The sequence below is a fragment of the Amycolatopsis aidingensis genome (assembly GCF_018885265.1).
GTDB lineage: Bacteria > Actinomycetota > Actinomycetes > Mycobacteriales > Pseudonocardiaceae > Amycolatopsis > Amycolatopsis aidingensis.
The window spans coordinates 3,261,923-3,280,522 of the sequence record NZ_CP076538.1 but is presented as its reverse complement, the minus strand read 5'-3'; the positions used below and the strand labels follow the sequence as shown (position 1 = coordinate 3,280,522).

Genomic DNA, 18,600 nt, shown 5'->3' with positions numbered 1-18,600 from the left:
GGTGCCGCGGAGGAATTCGGGACACACCAGCTACGGGCCGGTGAACAACTCGGCCATCGGGGACCGCAATGTGGTGCGCGGAAACTCGATCGGCCACGGCGACCCGGAACCACCAGGGCCACTGCCCCACCGGCCGGAGACCGGGCGGGACGACGGGGAGATCGAATACGACCTCGCGTTCTCCTTCGCGGGCGAGCACCGCAGCTATGTGGAGCGCACGAAGCTCGCCTGCGACCGGCTCGGCATGCGTGTCTTCTACGACCGGGACAAGACCAACGAATGGTGGGGCCGCAACTTCGTGGCCGCGCAACGCCTGGTCTACGGCAGGCGCACCCGGTACTTCGTGCCGTTCATCTCCGCGGAGTACTTCGCCAAGCAGGTGCCCTCCGACGAGTTCGAGGCCGCGATGTGGACGGGCATGGAGCGCGGGGGCGGCTACATCCTGCCGGTGCTGATCGGCAGCCCACTGGTGCCCGCGCACCGGCTGCATCCGCACACCGGCGTGTTGCGGGCCGAGGACCACACCCCGGAGCAACTCGCCACGCAACTCTGGCGGAAGGTGCGGAGCAGCACGGGCAGCGCGCACCACCCGCCAAGGGAGATCAGCGAGATCATCTCGCCAGGGCTGGCCGACCTGCCGCTGCCGGACTTGCGGCCCCTCGAGCCGGACGCCCGGCAGCAGTCGGCGTTGCTGCTGGACCGCCTCGGCAGCCTGCTGGCGAGGGAACTGCCCCGGCTGCGGCGGGTCGGCCTGGCGGAGTCGGTCGAGCGGTCCGAAACCGCGGTGGTGGCCAGGGTGACCCGGCACGGCCGCACCGTGTACGCGCTGGACATCGACCGAACCGAGCAGGAGGACGGCACCCTGCTGTTCGGCCTCGACCGGCACCAGCCTGGCAACGAGGCCGCGGTGGACGCCACCGCCCGCCCCTGCCGTGGCGAACGGGACGGCACGGTCGCGGTGCTGCTGTCCGACCGGTCACTGCTCGGGGGCGAGCCGGGCGAGCTGACCCTGGCCACGGAGGAGCTGCTCGAGCGGATCTGGCACCAGATGATCCGCAGGCTGGAGTCCCGCAGGTAGCTGTCAGGGTTGGCCTGCCCCGGCTGAGGAGGTGCGGGCCTGCTCGGCGAGCCGGTCCCGCGCCTCGGCCACCCGGAGCGTGCTCAGCTCGGGGTAGTGTTCCCCGGCCCTGGCCCAGTGCCACTGCGCCGCGGCCCGGTCGCCGCGCGCGGCGGCGAGGTTGCCGAGGCCGGTCTCCGCGCGGGCCGTCTCATGCAGGCTCCCCACACCCGCACCCAGCGTGCGAGCCTGCTGGTAGGCCCGCGCCGCCTGGTCCCACCGCCCGGATCGGTAGTAGGCGAGGCCGAGGCAGTTGAGCGTCATCGCGGCGTCCAGGTCGAGCCCGAGCTCCTGGCAGGACCGCAGGGCGGCGAGGGCATGCGGCACGGCGTCGTCGAGGGCGCCGGACTCGGCCTCGATCAAGGCGATACCGCGCAACGTGATGGCCGCGTTGCGCGGCAGTCCCTGCCGCTCGTAGAACTCCAGCGCGTGGCGCAGGTCCCGCACGGCGGCCTGGTGCTCGCCGCGGTGATGTGTCACCCAGGCGTGATTGGCCAGTGCGCTGCTGATGCCCAGCCCATCGCCGAGTTCGTGGAACAGCCCGAGGGCCTCCTGGTAGCAGGCCGCAGCCGAGTCGAGGTCCCCGAGCTCGAGGTACGGGACGCCGAGATTGTTCAGGCTGCCCGCGCGGGCACGGGTGTCCCCTGCCTCCTTCGCCGCGGCCACGGCGAGGGCGTGCGTCTCGATCCAGGGCTGCCGCAGCTTGGTCAGGAAGAAGAAGTCCCGCAGGCTGAACGCCAGCTGCCAGCACCGCTGCCGCGGTCCCTGCTCGGCGGCCAGCCGGCAGAGCGCGACGAGGTTGGGCCATTCCGCGGTGAACCAGGCCAGTGCGGCGTCGATATCCGGCAGTGGCGTGGGTTCCAGGGGCAGGCGGCCGAGGTGCAACGCGGGCCTGCTGCGGTGCGGAGCCAGCAGGATGGAGGCACGCTCCGCCCCGGCGAGCGCGAAGTCGATCAGCCTGCTGACCGCGGCCCGCCGTCCCGCCTGCGGCACCGCGTCCACCGCACCGTGCGTGGCGAAGGCGCGAAGCAGGTCGTGGAACTGGTATCGCCGCGGCGCCCGCTGGATGAGCAGGTTGGCGTCCTGCAGCCCGATGAGCGCGCGCTCGGCCGCGGGCAGGTCGGTGTCGGCAAGGGCGCAGGCGGCGCGCAGGTCGATGTCCTGGCCCGGATGCAGGGCCAGCACGGTGAACATATGCCGCTGCTGCTCGGGCAGGTCGTGGTAGGACAGGCGGAAGGCCGCGGTGACGCTGCGCTCCCCATCGTCCAGCAGGTCCAGCCTGGCCTGCTCGTCGGCCAGCCGGGTGACCAGCTCGTCCGGGGTCCAGCCGGCGTGGCCGCGGTACCGGGCGGCGGCGATCCGCACCGCAAGGGGCAGCCTGCCGCACCGGTCCCCGATCCGGGTCAGCAGCCGGTCGGTGTGCTGGTCCGCGCCTGCCGGTGGCAGGGCCGTGCCCGCGATGCGCCGGAACAGCGCCGCCGCATCCGCCTCTGGCATGGTGTCCAGCAGGACGTGGTGCGCGTCGTCCAAAGCGTGCAACCGGTTCCGGCTGGTGACCAGCACCCGGCAGTTCGGCTCGGCCGGCAGCAGCGGCAGCACCTGCCGCGCACTGCGCACGTTGTCCAGCACGATGAGGAAACGCCTGCCACGCAACCGGTTCCGGTAGACACCGGCGCGATCATCGGTGTCACGGGGGATCTCCTCCCCCGGCATACCGAGGGCGCGCAGACAGCGGTCGAGTGCTTCCGCGGCGCTCACCTCGGTGGCGTCCGGGGTATGACCGCGCAGGTCCAGGAACAGGCAGCCGTCGCTGAACCTGGCCTCCAGCCGATGCGCGATCCGTGCGGCCAGGGTGGTCTTGCCCACCCCGGCCATCCCGCTGAGCACGCAGACCGGCGGCGCGGCCGGGGTGTCGTCCAGCAGCACCGTCCGGATCTCCTCGAACTCCCGTTCCCGGCCGGTGAAGTGCGCGGTGACCGGAGGGGGCGCGGGCAGCGACGGCGCGGGCGGCCGTGGTACCTGCTGCCGCCGCGTGCTGGCGGGTACGAGTTCGGCCAGCGCTCCGGCGGTACCGAACTCGGCGTCGCACAGCAGCGCAAGCGACATGTTCGGCGCGGTGGCGCCGGTTTCCACCTTGCTCAGGTAACCCTTGCTGTAGTGCACCCGCTCTGCGAGGGCGCTCAGCGAGAGACCCGCGGCGAGCCGCAACCTGCGTAGCTCGGCGCCGAAAGTGTCCCGCCGCCCGCTCGTCCCGCTCATCCGAAGCCACTCCCCCACACGTCACGCCCAAGTATGGCTGGCGACGCATCGCGGCGGGTACCCCACAGGTGGCGGAAAAGCGGTCAACGGATGGGGCGGCCGGCCGGGGTTTCCGGCCGGCCGCCCCGCACCTCCCCCTCGGTCGAGCGAGTGCGGTCAGCCGGTGCCGGACGCGGAACCGGTTGCGACCGAGGGCACCCGGCCTGACCAGGCCGGACCAGCCCCTTCGGCCGCCCGTGGTGATCCGCTCGCCAGCACCGCACCGAACACGACGGCGATCAGCATCAGCCAGAACGCGATCCGGACCATCGAGGAAATGGAGACCAGCACCTTCATGGGAAACTACCTTCCTGTCCGGTCGACGAGTCACCGCGAGCCGGTTTGGTCGAAAATCATTACCTGAAACTTTTCCTTGACCAAAGGATGACCGGCCACGATTGACCGAACAATGCGTTTCCCGTTTCCAGCCGAGGCAGGAAACAGGGATCGCGCGGTCACTGCGGGCTGACCTCGCCGGGGTCGAGCGCGGCCGTGTACGCAGCCTCCAGCCGGGTGGCGACGGATGGCCCCGCTGGCGCCGGGGCCCGGCGGGCGTGCGAACCCAGGTGCAGCTCGCGGAGTTCGTCCATGAACTCCTCCCACAGCGACGGGCCGCCGTCCGCGAGCACCCGCGCCCTGGCGGCGTACTCCTCAGCCACCGGTAGGTGCCGGACGCCCCAGGCGCTCAGTTGGACGAAGACGGGCACGAGCTGGATCGCCTGCTCGGTGAGGCTGTAGGTGATCTTCTGCTTGTGCGAGGGGTCACCGGCCCTGGTGAGCAGGCCGCACTCGACCAGGGTGCCGAGCCGGTCGGCGAGGATGTTCGATGAAATGCGCTCGGGGCCATCCAGCAGCTCGCGGAACCGCCGGGCGCCGGTGAAGATGATGTCGCGCAGCACCAGCAACGTCCAGCGATCACCCAGGATCTCCAGGGACAGATTGACCGGGCAGCCCGATCGCATGTCCTTGCGCACCACACTCACCTCCGAACCGAGCGCATTCTAACGACTCAGCCGGTAGCTCGTGACCAGGCACGTTGCCGGTTGCCCGGCAACCCGACCCTCACTCGATCGTGTATCGAACATATGAGCGAAGTCGCGGTAGTCTGGGGTTGTGACCAGGACCTTCGGCATCGACACCTCCCGCATGAGCGAGGAGGAACTCCTGACCGCGCTGGGCGACCTCGAACAGCAGCGGCGAGCTCTGTACGCCCGGGAGCTGGCGGTCCTGGCCGAGTTGGACGGCCGCGGCACCGCGAGCCGGAAGGGGTATCGGGACCTGCCGACGTTGACCCGGGAGATACTGCGGGTCAACCCGTCTGACGCCCGCCAACGGGTGGCCCATGCGCGGGCGGTGGTGCGGCGCTACGGCCCGGGTGGGATACCCCTGGAACCCGACCTCCCCGAGGTGGGCGCCGCCGCGGCCGAGGGCGTAATCGGGCCGGAGCACATCGAGACCATCCGGGCGACGGTAGCGCGGTTCCCGCAGCCGGTCAGCCTGCCGGACCGGGAGCATGCCGAGGCCCTGTTGACCAAGGCCGCGCGGGAGTACGAACCCCACACCGTGTCCGCGCTGGGTAAAGAGATTCTGGCCCGCCTGGACCAAGACGGGAATCCACCCACCGAAGAGGAGCTGGCCCGCCCGGAACGCTACCTGGACTGGCGCGAAACCCGGGGTGGGCGGTTACGGGGCAGCTTCGAGCTGGACGCCGAAACCGCCGCGGTACTGACCGGGCTGATCGAACCGAGAGCGAAACCCTCCAGCACCAAAGACGAACCGGACCGGCGCAGCAAGTTCCAACGCCAGGGGGACGCGTTCGCCGACGTGCTGCGCGTGGCAGCCGGATGCCCCGAAGAAGGACCCACCGAGGCCGGCGAACCCTTCACCGTCATGGTCACCATCACCCTCGACGACCTCAAACACGGCACCGGATACGGACTCCTGCACGGGCAGGAGTCCTACTCCGCCGCACAAATCCGCCGCATGGCCTGCGACTCCTACCTCGTGCCCGCCGTCCTGGGCGGGCGAGGCGAGACCCTCGACATCGGACAACGCACACGCGCGGTGCCGCTGGCCATCCGCAGGGCTTTGATTTTGCGGGATCGCGGATGCGCTTTCCCGGGATGCCGGAGAAAACCCAAGCAATGTGACGCGCATCATGTCGTGTTCTGGGCCAACGGGGGACCCACCGCCCTGCACAACCTCACCCTGCTGTGCTGGTACCACCACAACCTCATCCACCACACCGACTGGCAAGTCAGAATGCGCAACGGACTACCCGAGTTCATCCCACCCGCGTTTCTGGACCCGGAGCGAAGACCCAGACGCAACCTCCTCCACCGACAAGGAGGTGCGGAATGAGTGCATGTCATCGGCTACGTGCCGAGGTCGTCGTTGTGCCCGGCCTTGATCCGGGACCACTGGGAGGTCGGGCGGCCGTCCAGCTGAAACTGGCCGCCTTTGGAACCCCAATGCTGCGGCCAGCCTTCCGGCGAGTCCTCCCAGGTCTCCTGCCGGCCGTAGACGGTCAGATCCAGCAGTCCGTACGACGGTGCCATCACCTCGTTGCCGCGGCCGGTGGTCCAGTAGGTCTCGTAGACCTGGTCACCGTCACGGAGATAGCTGACCAGGATGCCGAAATGGCGGTCCGCGACCAACCGGTCCACGGATTCCTGCGGCACCGAGTACCAGGGCACCGTCCAGCCCATGAAGTCACGATAGCGCGAACTCTCCTCGTACGGTCCCTGACAGAAGGTTGCGTAGCTGACGTCCCGCGAGTGCAGGTAGGACAGCTCGTTGATATGGGCGGTGGAGAAGGTGCAGCCCTCGCACTGCTCCGCGGCGGGCCTTCCGGTGTGCCACATCTGGAAGTAGGCGACCAGCTGGGACCGGCCGTCGAAAACGTCGACCAACGGCACCGGGCCATCGGCTCCGATAAGCGGAGTCCGCGGATCGACCTCGACCATCGGCAGCCGGCGGCGTTCGGCGGCCAGCGCATCCCCGGCCCGGGTGTGGGCCTTCTCCCTGACCCGGAGCTCGTCGATCTTCGCCTGCCAGGTCTGCCGATCGGCGATCTGCGGAAGGGGCCGGTCACCGGCTGGTGTCTCCGTCATGGGAGATGTCTAACCCAGCCGGACAGCGCGGCACAACCCTTCGGCCGATCATCGATCAGGTCATCGGAGGCACCAGTTGCCCGGCGAAACGTTGGTACAGCGGGCTCGACTGCGCCAGCTCCTCGTGCCTGCCGGTACCGACCACGCGCCCCTCGTCCAGCACCACGATCAGATCGGCGTCCCGGACCGTGGAGATCCGATGCGCGATCACCAGCACGGTGCAGCGCCGCGTCACTCGCCGCACGGTCGCGGCCAGCGCCTCCTCGTTCGCCGCGTCCAGCTGGGCGGTCGGCTCGTCCAGCAGGAGCAGTGCCGGGCGGCACAGCAACGCGCGGGCGATCGCCACCCGCTGCCGTTCCCCGCCGGACAGCAGCACTCCCCGGTCACCGACCTCGCTGTCCAGGCCGTCCGGCAACCGGTCGACCAGCGCGGTCAGGTTGGTCATCCGCAGCGCGTCGGCGATCTCGTCCTCGGTCGCCTCCGGCGCGGCATAGCAGAGGTTCGAGCGCAGCGAGCCCCACAGGATCGGTGCCTCCTGTTGCACGTACCCGATCCGGCCGCGTAGGTCGCCCAGTGCCATGGTGCCGATGTCACGCCCACCCAGCCGGATCGTGCCCCCAGTTGGTGCGTAGAAACGTTCCAGCAGCGCGAAAATGGTGGACTTGCCCGCCCCGGACGGACCGACCAGCGCGGCCCGTGCATGCGCTGGCACCGCGAACGAGACCTCGTGCAGCACCGGTCGTTCCGCCGTGTAGCCGAATGAGACCCCGTCCAGCCGCAGCTCGGCCGCGACCGCATCGTCCCGCGCCGCCCCTGCCGCAGGCTCGGGGTGCGATTCCGGGCACGATTCGGGGTGTGGCTCGGTGTCCAGGGCCAGCGTGTCCTGGATCCGCTGCAGCGCACCGAGCCCGCGCTGCACGGTGGTGGCCGCCTGCAGGATCATGATCAGCGGCATCACCAGCATCATCAGGTACAGCAGGAACGCCACCAGCTCGGCGAGGTCCATCGAACCATTCGCCACCCTGGCCCCGCCGATGCCAAGCACCAGCAGGAACGACCCATCGGCGGCCAGCATCATCGTCGGACCCACCAGCGCGTCCAGCCTGGCCGCACGCACCCCGGCCCGGTACGCCTCCTCGGCACGTCCACTGATCCGGTCCACCTCGCGCTGCTGGGCGCGGCTGGCCAGCACGGTCCGGAAGGCGCCGAGCGCCCGGTCCAGGTCCGCGGTCATCGCGCCCACCCGGTCCTGGGCATGTTCGGACGCGTGCCGGATGCCCAGCAGGGCCGCGCCGACCAGCAGCAGCGCCACCAGCACGGTCAGCAGCACCAGCAGGAACATCAACCAGTCCAGCCACACCATCAGGGCCACCGACCCGACCAGGGCCACAACGCCGGTGACGGCCTCCACCACCCCGGAGGACACCACCTCACGCAGCAGCGTGGTGTCCGTACCGGCCCTGGAAAGCAGATCCCCGGAACGCAGCCGGTCGTGCTCGCGGACCGGCAGGTACAGCAGGTGGCCGATCAGCCGCCTGCGCACCCCGAACACCATGGCCTCGCCGGAGCGTTGCAGCAGGAAGCTCTGCACCCCACCGATCACTGCCTCGGTCAGGAACACCGCGACCAGCACGAGCACCAACCAGGTGATATCCCCGCCGATGTCGTTGATCACCTGCATCACCAGCAGCGGTTGCACCAGGGAGAGGACCGCCGCCACCAGCCCCAGTACCAGCGCGACCAGCAGTGGCCCACGCTGCGAACGCAGGTAGTGCCACAGGTCCCGCAGCCGGGCCCGGGGCCCGTCCTCGGCGCCGAGCCCCGGGGGCCCTGCGGACCAGTCGATCTCCTGCTCCCCGGCGCGCCCGCCTGCCCTGCCCCGAGCACCGATCATGGTCACCTCGCGTTCCGCGGTCGTCGCCATGGTCAGGTCACCGCCACCCCGTGACCCCGCGGCACCGGTGCCGCACGGTCCCGCGCCAGCAGTGGTGCGACCAGCGAGACCCCGTTGAAGACCGCATGGGCCAGTAATGCCGCGAGCAACCCGAGTTCCACCATCACTACACCCAGTACGGCCCCCACCAGGAGAAGTTCACCCATCCGGAGCCAACGCGGGGTGACGGCCGAACCGCTGTGCATGGCCGCCCACAGCACCGCGGTGCCCACCGCGGCCACCAGTGTGTTGTCGGTCAGCCACACCAGCACCGCCACGCCCAGCAGCCGGAACACCACTTCCTCGCTGACCGCGCTCTGCACCGTGACGCCAAGCAGGCCACCGACGCCCACCCCGGCGTGCCGCAGCGCGCTCCGGTCCGGCGCCGCGGACACCTTGGCCACCCCGGCCCTGCGCAGCAGCGCGTAGCCTGCGGCCCCGAAACCCAGCCACACCAAGCCGATCCAGCTGCCCCACAGCAGCTGGCTGCCCGGCTCGTCCAGCAGCCCAAGGCCGATCCGGTCCGCGACCACCACACCGGCCAGCGAGGCGATCACCACCACCGCCGTGGACACGATCGCCGTGACGACCGACATCAGCACGTTCACCGTGCGGAACGTCGACCACGACAGCCTGCCGTCGTAGGCGTTCACCGCCGAGTTCTGCAGCGCAGCCCGCTCGTTGGCCAGCACCGCCAGCAGCACCGGGCAGGCCAGCGCGAGCACCAGGTACGGCTCGGCCCGCCCGCCTGCGAAGGCCAGGATGGCCACCCCGGTGACCAGGGCGAGCACCGCCCCGAGCAGGCCGCCCACACTGGCCAGCGCCTCGCGCTGCTCGGCCCGCTCCACCGCCCGCACATCCTGCGCGACCACGTCGACCACCGAGTCCACCCGGAGCGTCACATCGCCGACGGTCTCCACGCTCAGGTCGATCCGTACCTCCCCGGTGGCGGCGCGGAAGCGGTGCAGGTACTCGACGGTCCCTTCGCCGAGGTCGAGCTCGCCGTGCCCGCTCGGCCTCGTCGTGGTCCACAGTGCACCGTCCGCGCCGTCGAGGCTGGCCAGCAGTTCCCCGCCACCCGGCGCGGAGCCGGGGGCGGACTTCGCGGCGGCCCCATGGGTGACGAGCTGCCGAACCGGGCCGTCGATGTCGAACAGCAGCACCGCCCCGCGGGCGGAGAGCCCGACCATGATGCTGCCGCGTGCGCCGGCGTCGTTGCTGACGAACCGCACCCGCCACGAGCCACGCAGGCCCCAGTCGTGCAGGAACCCACGCTGGCGTTCCACCGCGCCGATCTGGTGCAGCTTCTCCACGGTCTCGTCGTCGAACCACAGCGTGGCGAACGCCCGCCAGTCCCGTACGTCGACCCCGCACAGCCGCAGCACCGCGTGCCGTGCCTGCCGCAAGGCCTCCTGCCTGCCCGGTAGCCCGCGCGGGGCCACCGCGGGGTATGCGCAGGCCCGGTAGCGCAGGAACAACCACACCAGCAACGGGGCACTCAGCCCGAGCGCGATCAGCTCAACCACAGCCACACCCCTGTCCCGCACCCGATCGCGTGGCCCCGGCGCAGACTCCGGCGCACTCCGCGGCCGCAGGCCCTGGACGGAGCCCGAACGGCAGATCCGCCGTCTCGTCCAACCGGATGTTGCGCACGCATGCGCAGCCCACCACCTCTGTGCGGAGCGTGGCGAGCCGCCGTGGGTCACCGATCCGGACCAGGGAGTCCGTCCGGATGTCCCCGAACGGGGTCTCCTCGACCTGACACGGGGTCACCAGGCCGTCGGCCCGGATATGCCAGCTCAGGTAGCCGGGGGTCAGGAACTCCACCGCCAGCCCGGTGGCGGCGAACTCCTGGTCCGGATCGGCGCACTGATCCCAGCCTGCCACCTCGATGTCCATGCCCCTGCCGCGCACCTGGACGAACTGCTCGGTCACCGCGTCCACCTGCGGCCTGCTCAGCACGAACTCGGCGGCGTCCCCGCGGCCGACCGGGACCGTGCGCCCGGCCCGGAACAGCCGCGCCCCCGCCTCGGCCACCTGCTCGATCACCACGCCGACATCGGCATAGTTGGCCGGGGTGACGGTCATCGCCACGAACACCGTGACCCCGGCATCGGTCAGCCTGCGGATGGTACCGAGCGCCCGCCGGTACGAGCCTGCCTTGCCGCGCAACAGATCGTGGTGTTCGGCACGGCCGTCCACGCTGACCTGGATCCGCACGTTGCCCAGCGCGGCCGCGAAGTCCACCGCGGCCTCGGACCAGGCCAGGCCGTTGGTGAAGATGTCCACGTTGTCGATCAACGCGCTCGCCGTGGCCAGTATCCGCGGGAACTCGGGGACGATGGTCGGTTCGCCACCGGTCAGGGTCACCGCCGCGACACCCGCGGTGGCCAGCCGTTCCAGCACACCGGTCCAATCATCCGCGGAACATTCGGAAGCAAAAGGGTCGCCCGAACTGGCGTAACAGAAGGAACAGCGCAGGTTACATCCATTGGTCAACTGCAGCGACGCATTCAACGGAAGGTACGCCTCGGTCGAACCGGTCACGCGGATTCCGCCTGCCAGCGCGCCGGTTCGCCAGCTTTCCGTGACCGGATGGCTACTCAATAGCGCATCCAGATAGCGCCGGGTGTCCTCGAGCGGTTCCCGGTCGAGCCGGCTACGTAACCGGGCCAGGTCGGCGACGGTGCCGATACGGGCCAATTGCAGGGCAAGCTCCAACGCGAGCCCGCTCATTCGCACGTAGTAGAGGCTGGTGCGATCGACGAAGATTCCGCCGTTTGGTTGCAGGTGAATTCCCCAGTTGTCCGGCCGCACCGCACCGTGCTCGGTGTGCTCGCCGTCCAGTTCGGGTGGCCGCTGCCCGGCCACAGTGGCTGACATGAGTACCACGCCCCGTTTCCTTGTCATGGGCCGTCTGCTGGGCGGTGCACCGCCCAGCAGACGAGTTGTTGACGGGTCATCCGGTCAGGCTGCGACCAGGACCGGGTTCGGCCTGCCACAGGCACGCACGAACGGCCGGTAGTGTCGGCTCCAGCAGAAGATGCAGCCAATCGTTTTCACCATCGGCATGGTCGACGGCTGAGCCGCCGCCTGCGCCAAAGTGCTGCTCCGGCTCACGTCATTCACCTCCCTTACTTATGTTGAACCATCAACCGACAGATTTTTTACCTGTCGCCTATGCAGGGGCGTGGTTGGAGACCAACCGCCCGGACTCCGCAGCCGTTAAGATCGGTCGAGCGGTGCGTCTCGGGACGGTACGAATCTAGGGAAACGCCCCAAAGGCACGATTAAGAACCGCTAGCGTCGCCGTCGCGAATGCTCGACAATTCCAGCGAAACGCGAGACCGCGCGTCTGGGGCCGCTTGGGGGAAAACATATGCCCGAACAGCCGAATCGCCGACAACTGGAGTTCCGGGTGCTCGGCCCGGTTGAGGTGTACCGGGCAAGCAGGCCATGCACGCCGAGCGCACCCAAGCAACGCGCCGTACTGGCACTGCTGATCCTGCACGCCAACGAGTTCGTCCCGGTCAACCGGCTGGTCGACGACCTGTGGGAACATCGCTCGCCCGCGCGGGCGGTGGCCGCGGTGCAGGTGTACATCGCGGCGCTGCGCAAAGCCTTGCTACCCCGTGCGGGGGCGGGATCCGCCGGGCCGGCACAGCTGATCGAGACCTGCTCGAACGGTTACCTGTTGCGGGTGCCGCCGGAGCAGATCGACCTGCACCGTTACCGGCGCCTTGCCGCCGAGGGCGACCGGGCCCTCGCCGCGGGGCAACCGGAACGCGCCTCGAGCCTGCTGGACGAGGCGCTGGTGCTGTGGCGTGGCCCGGCGCTGGCCGATCTCACCGATATCGGGCTGCTCGGCAGGTACGCCGAGTCGCTGGACTGCACCCGGCTCTCGGTCATCGAGCGCCGGATCGAGGCCGACCTGCGGCTGGGCAGGCATGCGGCGGTGGCCGACGAGCTGGAGAGCCTGTGCCGGCGGCACCCGCTCCGCGAGTCGATCCACCTGCAGCTGATGGTCGCGCACTGGCGGTGCGGGCGCAGGGCCGAAGCACTGGCCGCCTACCAGCGGGTGCGCCGCACCCTGATCGACAAGCTGGGCCTGGAACCCGGCGAGCAGCTGCGGGCCACCCAGCAGGCGGTGCTGCGCGGCGTGGAGCCCTAGTGTCCTGCGCCTGAATTGGCTTGTGTAAATGTATGGTTCGGGGATGGCGCGGATCGGTCGGCCGAAGAAGGCTGAGTTGACGGTGAGCGAGGCTGATCGTCGGGAGTTGGTGCGTGGGGCGCGGGCGGCGACGTCGACGCAGGCGTATGCGTTGCGGTGTCGGATTGTGCTGGCGTGTGCGGAGCCGGGTGCGTTCAATAAGGATGTGGCTGCCGCTGTGGGGGTGTCGGTGCCGACGGTGGCCAAGTGGCGGGGTCGGTTCATCGAGCATGGCTTGGCCGGGTTGGCTGACGAGCCGCGGCCGGGGCGTCCGCCGTCGATCCTGCTGGACCAGGTCGAGGAAGTGGTTGCCTTGACTCTGGAACAGACGCCGCGCAACGCCACGCATTGGTCGCGGGCTTCGATGGCCGAGCGCACCGGGCTGTCGCGCTCGACTGTGGGCAGGATCTGGCGGCGTTTCGACCTCAAGCCCCATGTGGTGGACGGGTTCAAGCTCTCGACGGATCCGCTGTTCGTGCGCAAAGTCGTGGATGTTGTCGGGCTGTATCACAATCCGCCCGAGCGGGCGGTGGTGCTGTGTGTCGACGAGAAGTCCCAGATGCAGGCGTTGGATCGGTCCCAGCCGGTCCTGCCGATGATGCCGGGCATGCCGGAGCGACGCACCCACGACTACGCTCGCCATGGCACGACCAGCCTGTTCGCGGCGTTCAACATCGCCGATGGCACGGTCATCACCGAGTTGCATCGCCGCCACCGCGCCACCGAGTTCAAGAAGTTCCTCACCAGCATCGACAAGGCGGTGCCCGCCGACCTCGACGTGCACCTGGTCTGCGACAACCTGGCCACCCACAAAACACCGATCGTCAACGAGTGGCTGGCACGGCATCCGCGCTTCCATGTGCATTTCACCCCGACCGGGTCGTCGTGGGTCAACCAAGTGGAGCGCTGGTTCGGCTACCTCACCGACCAGCTCACCCGCCGCGGAGCCCACACCAGTGTGGCGGGATTGGAGAAGGACGTCCGCGACTGGATCCAGCGGTGGAACGCCGACCCCAAACCCTTCGTCTGGCGCAAGACCGCCGAAGAGATCCTCGACTCCCTCGCCCGATATCTACAACGCATTTCAGGCGCAGGACACTAGGCGCTGTTTAAGAAGGTGACTGCCTGAGGTGATGCGCGGGCGCGCGTCCGGCCGCAGGCCTCGCGAACCCGGCTGCGGGCCGCCTGCCCACCCGGCGCACCAGCCATGACCGAGTCGCGGCCCGTAGACGGGTTCGGCGACCGCGCGCCTTCTTAAACACGGCCTAGGTGCAATACCGCTTATTTAGGTGATTTCGTGGGGTTCGGTGGGGTTTGGTGGCGGCGACGATGGTGATCTCAGGGTCGGCCGGTGGTGGCGGGTTCCGGTGGTGGATGTGTTTGAGGCGCCAGTTGGACATTTTGCGTTTGATCACGCGGGGATTCGATCGTCGGCGGCGCGGTGGGATGAGGTAGCGCAGGATCTCGTCACGGGCCGCTTGTAGTGATCGTTTCAGATGTGTCGGGGGAAAAACCCGCCTGGTCGGTGACCTGGCGGCGGGCGATGCGCAGTGTGCGGAGGAAGGAGAGCCGGTCAGGGTCGATCTCGGCGGCGTGGGCGGTGTCGTGCATCAGTGACCGCAGGGCGTGGTGGGTGAGCAGGAACCCGTAGATCTCTTGCTCGACCCCGCCTGGGTGTTGGGAGCGCAGAACGAAGTTCGAGCCGCCTTGGTGGGTTTTGACCTCATCCAGGGCGGTCTCGATCTCCCAGCGTTGGGCATACAGCGCGGCCAGTTCCGCTGCCGGAGCGGACTGGGGGTCCAGGATGGTGGTCGCCAGCCGATAGACGGTCTCGTCGGTGCCGAGGGTGTATTCCACGACCCGGACCGTGATCGGATCAGCACGCCGATATTGGTCGCGGGCGGCGACGATCTCCGACAGATACGAACCGTCATCGAACTGCTCGACCACGGGCAGGACCGCGTTGGCACGCACACGCCACAGCAGGTCGGCTCCGGTGCCGGCGGCGGCTCGCCACAGGTCGAAGCCCAGAAACGCCCGGTCGGCCACCAGCAACATCCCGGAGGCCAGCTCGCCGAACAACTCCCGGACCAGGGCGGTCTCGTGGGTGGCCAGCGGCCCGGCCGTGGCGGCAAAGATGGCATGCGTGCCGCACTCGGCCAACACCGCCACCCGCGCCTGAGGATAGGCACTTTGTCCTTCGCCGCGGGAGTTACCGGGACGACCAAAGTGATCCACATTGGACGGCGTGTCGGGCAGGTCGAACGTGGTGCCATCCACGGCGACCAGCCGCCAGCCGCGATACCACGCCCCGACCGTGCTCGCGGTCGCCACCGGAGCGGCCACCCGGGCGAACAACGCCTTCAACGGCTCCGGCCCCAGCCGGGCCCGTGCTTGCGACAACGCCCCCGTCGTGGGCACCTGCCACTGGCCCCGCCACCGCCGCGCCCACGCCAGCCCCTGCGTCAACAGCCGGGTGACCTCCTCATAGCCCTCCCGGCTAAACAGGCACATCGCCAGCACGAAATACACCACCACCCGGGCAGGCAACAATCGTTTCCGCTGCTCACCCCGCCCCGTCACAGCCAGCACCTCGTCAACCAACTCCGGAGGAAACGCCTTCGTCAGCACCCCGATCGCGATCCGATCCGGCAGCCGCTCATCCGACGACGACCTGCTCTGTCCTGGCCTGGGCACCCACCACCCTACAACCCAAACCAACCAAACTAAGCGGTATTGGGCCTAGCGGGCGGCCGCGGTCACGCCCGCTCACTGAGCAGGTTCAGGTACTGGCTGATCCGGGCGGCCGCGTCGAGCATGGCACGTCCCCGCGCGGTGAGCTGTGCCTGCCAGTCATCGAGGGCGGCGGCCAGCGCCGTGGTGCCGCCCGCGGTCCGGACCTGCCGCACCACGGTGGAGATGTGGTCCAGCAGGTAGCCACCGCGGCGAAGCAGATGGGCGAGTTCGGCATCGCGGATGTCGGTTGCCCGGTACCGGCGGTACCCGGTGGCCGGGTCCCGCTCGGGGACGAGGATGCCGGCCTCTTCCCACTTGCGCAGGGTCGCGGGGGTTACCCGCAACCGATGCGCGAGTTCGCCGATGGTCCGGGTCTCGGCATCCCCCACCGCGCCGGCCGCCTCCGGCCCCGCCGCCAGGTGATTCACCGCCTTCCGGACCGTATCGAGGGTTTCGCGGTCGCGGAGCAACTGGCCGTGACCCCGGTCGATGATCAGCAGCGCGCGGTCGAGCTCGCCATCCCCGACCGCGTTCATGATCTGGCCGCCCGCCGCGTGCCCATACGCGGCCGCGAGCGCGCGGAAAGCGGCCAGCGCCGCCACGTGCACCTCGGTGTAGACCCGGTAGCCGGCAGGAGTGCGCCCGGCGGGCGGGATGAACCCGTTCCGCTCGTAGTTGCGGACCGCCTGGGTCGAGATGCCCTGCCCTCGCGCAAGGTCAGCTGGTCTCATGTCGATCACCCGGTTGAGACTTTATTGCACAATCCCAGGTTCAACGCGATGAAAGTCTCAACCGTTCTTTCAACGATACGATTGAGCCACATGAGCCAGGACATCCGACACTTCTGCACGGGCTCCGGCGAACTGCTGGCGCTCGGCGAACCCACCCACCAGGAACCCGCCTTCCCCCGGATCCGCAACGAACTGTTCGCCTCGCTGGTCGAGCACGGCTTCCGGTCGATCGCGCTGGAAACCGACCGCGTGGCCGCGCTCACCGTGAACGACTTCGTGCGGGACGGCTCCGGGACCCTCGAGACGGCGATGAGCGAAGGCTTCTCCCACGGTTTCGGCGAACTGGCGGCCAACCGGCAGCTGGTCAGCTGGATACGCGAGTACAACCGGAACCGGCCGCCTGCCGAACAGGTCACCTTGCACGGCTTCGACGCTCCGACCGAGAACACCACCGCACCCAGCCGCGGAGCTACCTCGAACATGCCCGCGACTACCTGCGGCTCGACCTCGACCTCGCGAGCCTCACCGGTGCGGACGAACGCTGGAACCGCCAGGAGGCGATCCTGGACCCGGCCAGGTCGGTGGGCGCCACGGCCGAGGCACAGCAGCTCCGCTCGGTCGCCGACGACCTGCGCACCGAGCTCTACATACGCGCCCCGGAGCTGATCGCGGCGACCTCACGCGCCGAATGGTTCCGGGCCGAAACACATCTCACCGCGGGCCTCGGCTTGCTGCGGTACCACAAGCAGGCGGCACAGCCCCTGGAGCACAGCGCGCGGGTGTCCCGCCTGCTTGCCGTCCGGGATGCGCTCATGGCCCAGAACCTGCTGGACATCCGGCGCATCGAGGCCCGGCGCGGGCCGACACTGGTCTATGCGCACAACCTGCACCTGCAGCGAGGCAGCAGCCGCATGCGGATGCCGGAGCTGGACCTGGACTGGTTCTGCGCGGGCGCCATCGTGGGTTCACTGGTTGGCGAGCAGTACACCTTCATCGCGGGCAGCCTCGGCCGCAGTGCGGCACTCGACCTGCCGGATCCCGAGCCGGATACCTATGAGGGCCTGCTACAGGCCCGGACCAGCGGCTGGGGACTGAGCACGGCCGACGCCGTCGGCACAGCCCACCGGCGCGACGACACCAGTCCGGAACGCGGCTACTTCCCGCTGGAGGAGGCGACCGTCGGATCCGCGGACGCGATCCTGCACATCAGCGAAGGCACAACGGCTGCCGGAGCGGGATAGCCCGCCGGTCACGGACCGCCGGCATCCGGGAGCCGGGAACCGGGCGGAAGGTGGCCGCCGTGCGCCGCGTGCACGGCGGCCGCGCTGGCGGCGCAGCGCAGCCTGCCGTCCATGGTGGCGGCAACCAGCTCGGCCAGCGGCACCCGGTGGACCTCGAGGTCCGCCTCGCCCGGCTCCGGCCGCGCCGTGCCGGTGCCCGCCACCCCGCTGCCGAGATAGACGTGCACCCGCATCGGGGTGAGGCCGGGTGCCGGTTCCCAGCTGGCGAGCGGGATCAGCCGCTCAGCACGGATCCCGGTCTCCTCCGCGAGCTCCCGCGCGGCGGCATGTGCCCGCGCACCGGAGGCCTCGCCGTCCAGTCCGGGGTCCACGGTGCCGCCGGGCAGCTGCCACGCCGGGCCGGTGAGGTAGTGCCATTGCCGCACCACCACGGCCATGCGGCCGGGCAACAACAGCAGGACACGGACCACGTCCGGCGCCTCGACCCAGGCGTACTCCCCCGGTGAGCCGTCCGGGCGCAGCACACTGTCCAGGTGCAGCGTGGCCCACGGCGGGGCCGCGGCCAGGATGCGGCCTGCGCGGCGCACCCACGGCCCGGTGGCGGGCTCACCCTCGTCCCCACCCAGCGGCATTGCGTCATGATCGCATGCGCGGCTTGGCCCGCACGTGCATGCGCTCCCCCTGCGGCCCGAACAGGCTGAGAATCTCCACCGGTGCCTCCCCGGTGCTGCCGAACCAGTGCGGCAGGCGGGTGTCGAACTCCGCGGCCTCACCCACGCCGAGCACGACATCGTGGTCGGCAAGCAACAGCCGGAGCTTGCCGCTGAGCACGTACAACCACTCGTAGCCCTCGTGCACCTGTGGATCGGGAGTGCGGCGACGGGTCCCGATCACCATCTTGTACGCCTGCAGCCCGCCCGGCTGCTGGGTCAACGGCACCACCGTGAAGTCCCCGCGCCGGACCGGCTTCAGCCGCACCCTGGGGTCCCCGACCGGCGGAGCACCGACCAGCTCGTCCAGCGGTACCTGGTGGGCCTTGGCGATCGGCAGCAGCAGCTCCAGGCTGGGCTTGCGCTGTCCGGACTCCATCCTGGACAGGGTGCTGACGGAGATCCCGGTGGTCTCCGAGAGCGAGGCGAGTGTGCACCGGCGCTGCTGGCGGATGTGCTTCAGCCGCGGCCCGACGCCGGCGAGTACGTCTTCCATCCCTTTATTGCAGAA

General features: G+C 69.6%; 16 protein-coding genes and 1 pseudogene. 6 read left to right on the top strand and 11 right to left on the bottom strand.

Annotated features, from left to right (window positions below; all coding sequences use genetic code 11):
- Window position 1: 1 nt before the first annotated feature.
- The gene (locus KOI47_RS15450; protein ID WP_216216653.1) at window positions 2-1,078 is read left to right on the top strand and encodes a toll/interleukin-1 receptor domain-containing protein; all 1,077 of its coding nucleotides are present in this window, start codon (window positions 2-4) and stop codon (window positions 1,076-1,078) included.
- A 3-nt stretch (window positions 1,079-1,081) separates the two neighbouring features.
- Here the strand turns inward: KOI47_RS15450 and KOI47_RS15445 are convergent, their stop codons facing one another.
- From KOI47_RS15445 to KOI47_RS15435, 3 genes are all read right to left on the bottom strand, one after another.
- Window positions 1,082-3,376: an ATP-binding protein gene (locus tag KOI47_RS15445; protein WP_216216652.1), complete on the bottom strand. Its 2,295-nt coding sequence runs from the start codon at window positions 3,374-3,376 to the stop codon at window positions 1,082-1,084.
- A 156-nt stretch (window positions 3,377-3,532) separates the two neighbouring features.
- On the bottom strand, window positions 3,533-3,712 hold the full coding sequence (locus KOI47_RS15440; protein WP_216216651.1) for a hypothetical protein: 180 nt from the start codon (window positions 3,710-3,712) through the stop codon (window positions 3,533-3,535).
- Window positions 3,713-3,870: 158 nt separating this feature from the next.
- On the bottom strand, window positions 3,871-4,389 hold the full coding sequence (locus KOI47_RS15435; RefSeq protein WP_216216650.1) for a winged helix-turn-helix transcriptional regulator: 519 nt from the start codon (window positions 4,387-4,389) through the stop codon (window positions 3,871-3,873).
- A gap of 139 nt (window positions 4,390-4,528) precedes the next feature.
- On the opposite strand from KOI47_RS15435, the gene KOI47_RS15430 reads away from it, so the two are divergent.
- On the top strand, window positions 4,529-5,776 hold the full coding sequence (locus KOI47_RS15430) for an HNH endonuclease signature motif containing protein (RefSeq protein WP_216216649.1): 1,248 nt from the start codon (window positions 4,529-4,531) through the stop codon (window positions 5,774-5,776).
- Between the two features lie 14 nt (window positions 5,777-5,790).
- Here the strand turns inward: KOI47_RS15430 and KOI47_RS15425 are convergent, their stop codons facing one another.
- From KOI47_RS15425 to skfB, 4 genes are read right to left on the bottom strand one after another with little or no spacing between them, the layout of a single operon-like run.
- The gene (locus tag KOI47_RS15425; RefSeq protein WP_216216648.1) at window positions 5,791-6,528 is read right to left on the bottom strand and encodes a DUF899 family protein; all 738 of its coding nucleotides are present in this window, start codon (window positions 6,526-6,528) and stop codon (window positions 5,791-5,793) included.
- A 55-nt stretch (window positions 6,529-6,583) separates the two neighbouring features.
- Complete coding sequence (locus tag KOI47_RS15420; RefSeq protein WP_232376757.1) at window positions 6,584-8,452, bottom strand: ABC transporter ATP-binding protein; 1,869 nt, start codon at window positions 8,450-8,452, stop codon at window positions 6,584-6,586.
- A 2-nt stretch (window positions 8,453-8,454) separates the two neighbouring features.
- The gene (locus KOI47_RS15415) at window positions 8,455-9,987 is read right to left on the bottom strand and encodes a type II CAAX prenyl endopeptidase Rce1 family protein (protein WP_216216647.1); all 1,533 of its coding nucleotides are present in this window, start codon (window positions 9,985-9,987) and stop codon (window positions 8,455-8,457) included.
- Window positions 9,980-11,344: a sporulation killing factor system radical SAM maturase gene (gene skfB / locus KOI47_RS15410; protein WP_216216646.1), complete on the bottom strand. Its 1,365-nt coding sequence runs from the start codon at window positions 11,342-11,344 to the stop codon at window positions 9,980-9,982. Before skfB ends, KOI47_RS15415 begins: the two co-directional genes overlap by 8 nt.
- Window positions 11,345-11,840: 496 nt before the next feature.
- Between skfB and KOI47_RS15405 the strand changes: the two genes are divergently transcribed.
- Window positions 11,841-12,632: an AfsR/SARP family transcriptional regulator gene (locus KOI47_RS15405; protein ID WP_216216645.1), complete on the top strand. Its 792-nt coding sequence runs from the start codon at window positions 11,841-11,843 to the stop codon at window positions 12,630-12,632.
- Between the two features lie 43 nt (window positions 12,633-12,675).
- A complete protein-coding gene (locus KOI47_RS15400; RefSeq protein WP_216214400.1) occupies window positions 12,676-13,773 on the top strand; it encodes an IS630 family transposase in 1,098 nt (365 codons plus the stop codon).
- 365 nt (window positions 13,774-14,138) lie between these two features.
- Here KOI47_RS15400 and KOI47_RS15395 read toward each other — a convergent pair whose 3' ends face one another.
- Together KOI47_RS15395 and KOI47_RS15390 are read right to left on the bottom strand one after the other, a co-directional pair.
- Window positions 14,139-15,368 (bottom strand): IS4 family transposase, encoded by a 1,230-nt coding sequence (locus tag KOI47_RS15395; RefSeq protein ID WP_216205352.1) that lies wholly within the window; start codon window positions 15,366-15,368, stop codon window positions 14,139-14,141.
- Window positions 15,369-15,430: 62 nt separating this feature from the next.
- On the bottom strand, window positions 15,431-16,138 hold the full coding sequence (locus tag KOI47_RS15390; RefSeq protein ID WP_216216644.1) for a TioE family transcriptional regulator: 708 nt from the start codon (window positions 16,136-16,138) through the stop codon (window positions 15,431-15,433).
- A gap of 48 nt (window positions 16,139-16,186) precedes the next feature.
- Here KOI47_RS15390 and KOI47_RS36385 point away from each other — a divergent pair.
- Together KOI47_RS36385 and KOI47_RS15385 are read left to right on the top strand one after the other, a co-directional pair.
- Window positions 16,187-16,519 (top strand): annotated as a pseudogene (locus KOI47_RS36385) (erythromycin esterase family protein); the annotation flags it as partial.
- Window positions 16,507-17,379 (top strand): erythromycin esterase family protein, encoded by an 873-nt coding sequence (locus tag KOI47_RS15385; RefSeq protein WP_408629937.1) that lies wholly within the window; start codon window positions 16,507-16,509, stop codon window positions 17,377-17,379. The pseudogene KOI47_RS36385 and the gene KOI47_RS15385, both read left to right, overlap by 13 nt.
- Window positions 17,380-17,387: 8 nt before the next feature.
- Here KOI47_RS15385 and KOI47_RS15380 read toward each other — a convergent pair whose 3' ends face one another.
- Together KOI47_RS15380 and KOI47_RS15375 are read right to left on the bottom strand one after the other, a co-directional pair.
- Window positions 17,388-18,011 carry an NUDIX domain-containing protein gene (locus tag KOI47_RS15380; protein WP_216216643.1) on the bottom strand — a complete coding sequence of 208 codons (624 nt, stop codon included), beginning with the start codon at window positions 18,009-18,011 and terminating at the stop codon, window positions 17,388-17,390.
- Window positions 18,012-18,015: 4 nt separating this feature from the next.
- Window positions 18,016-18,585 (bottom strand): helix-turn-helix domain-containing protein, encoded by a 570-nt coding sequence (locus KOI47_RS15375; RefSeq protein ID WP_216216642.1) that lies wholly within the window; start codon window positions 18,583-18,585, stop codon window positions 18,016-18,018.
- Window positions 18,586-18,600: the final 15 nt, after the last annotated feature.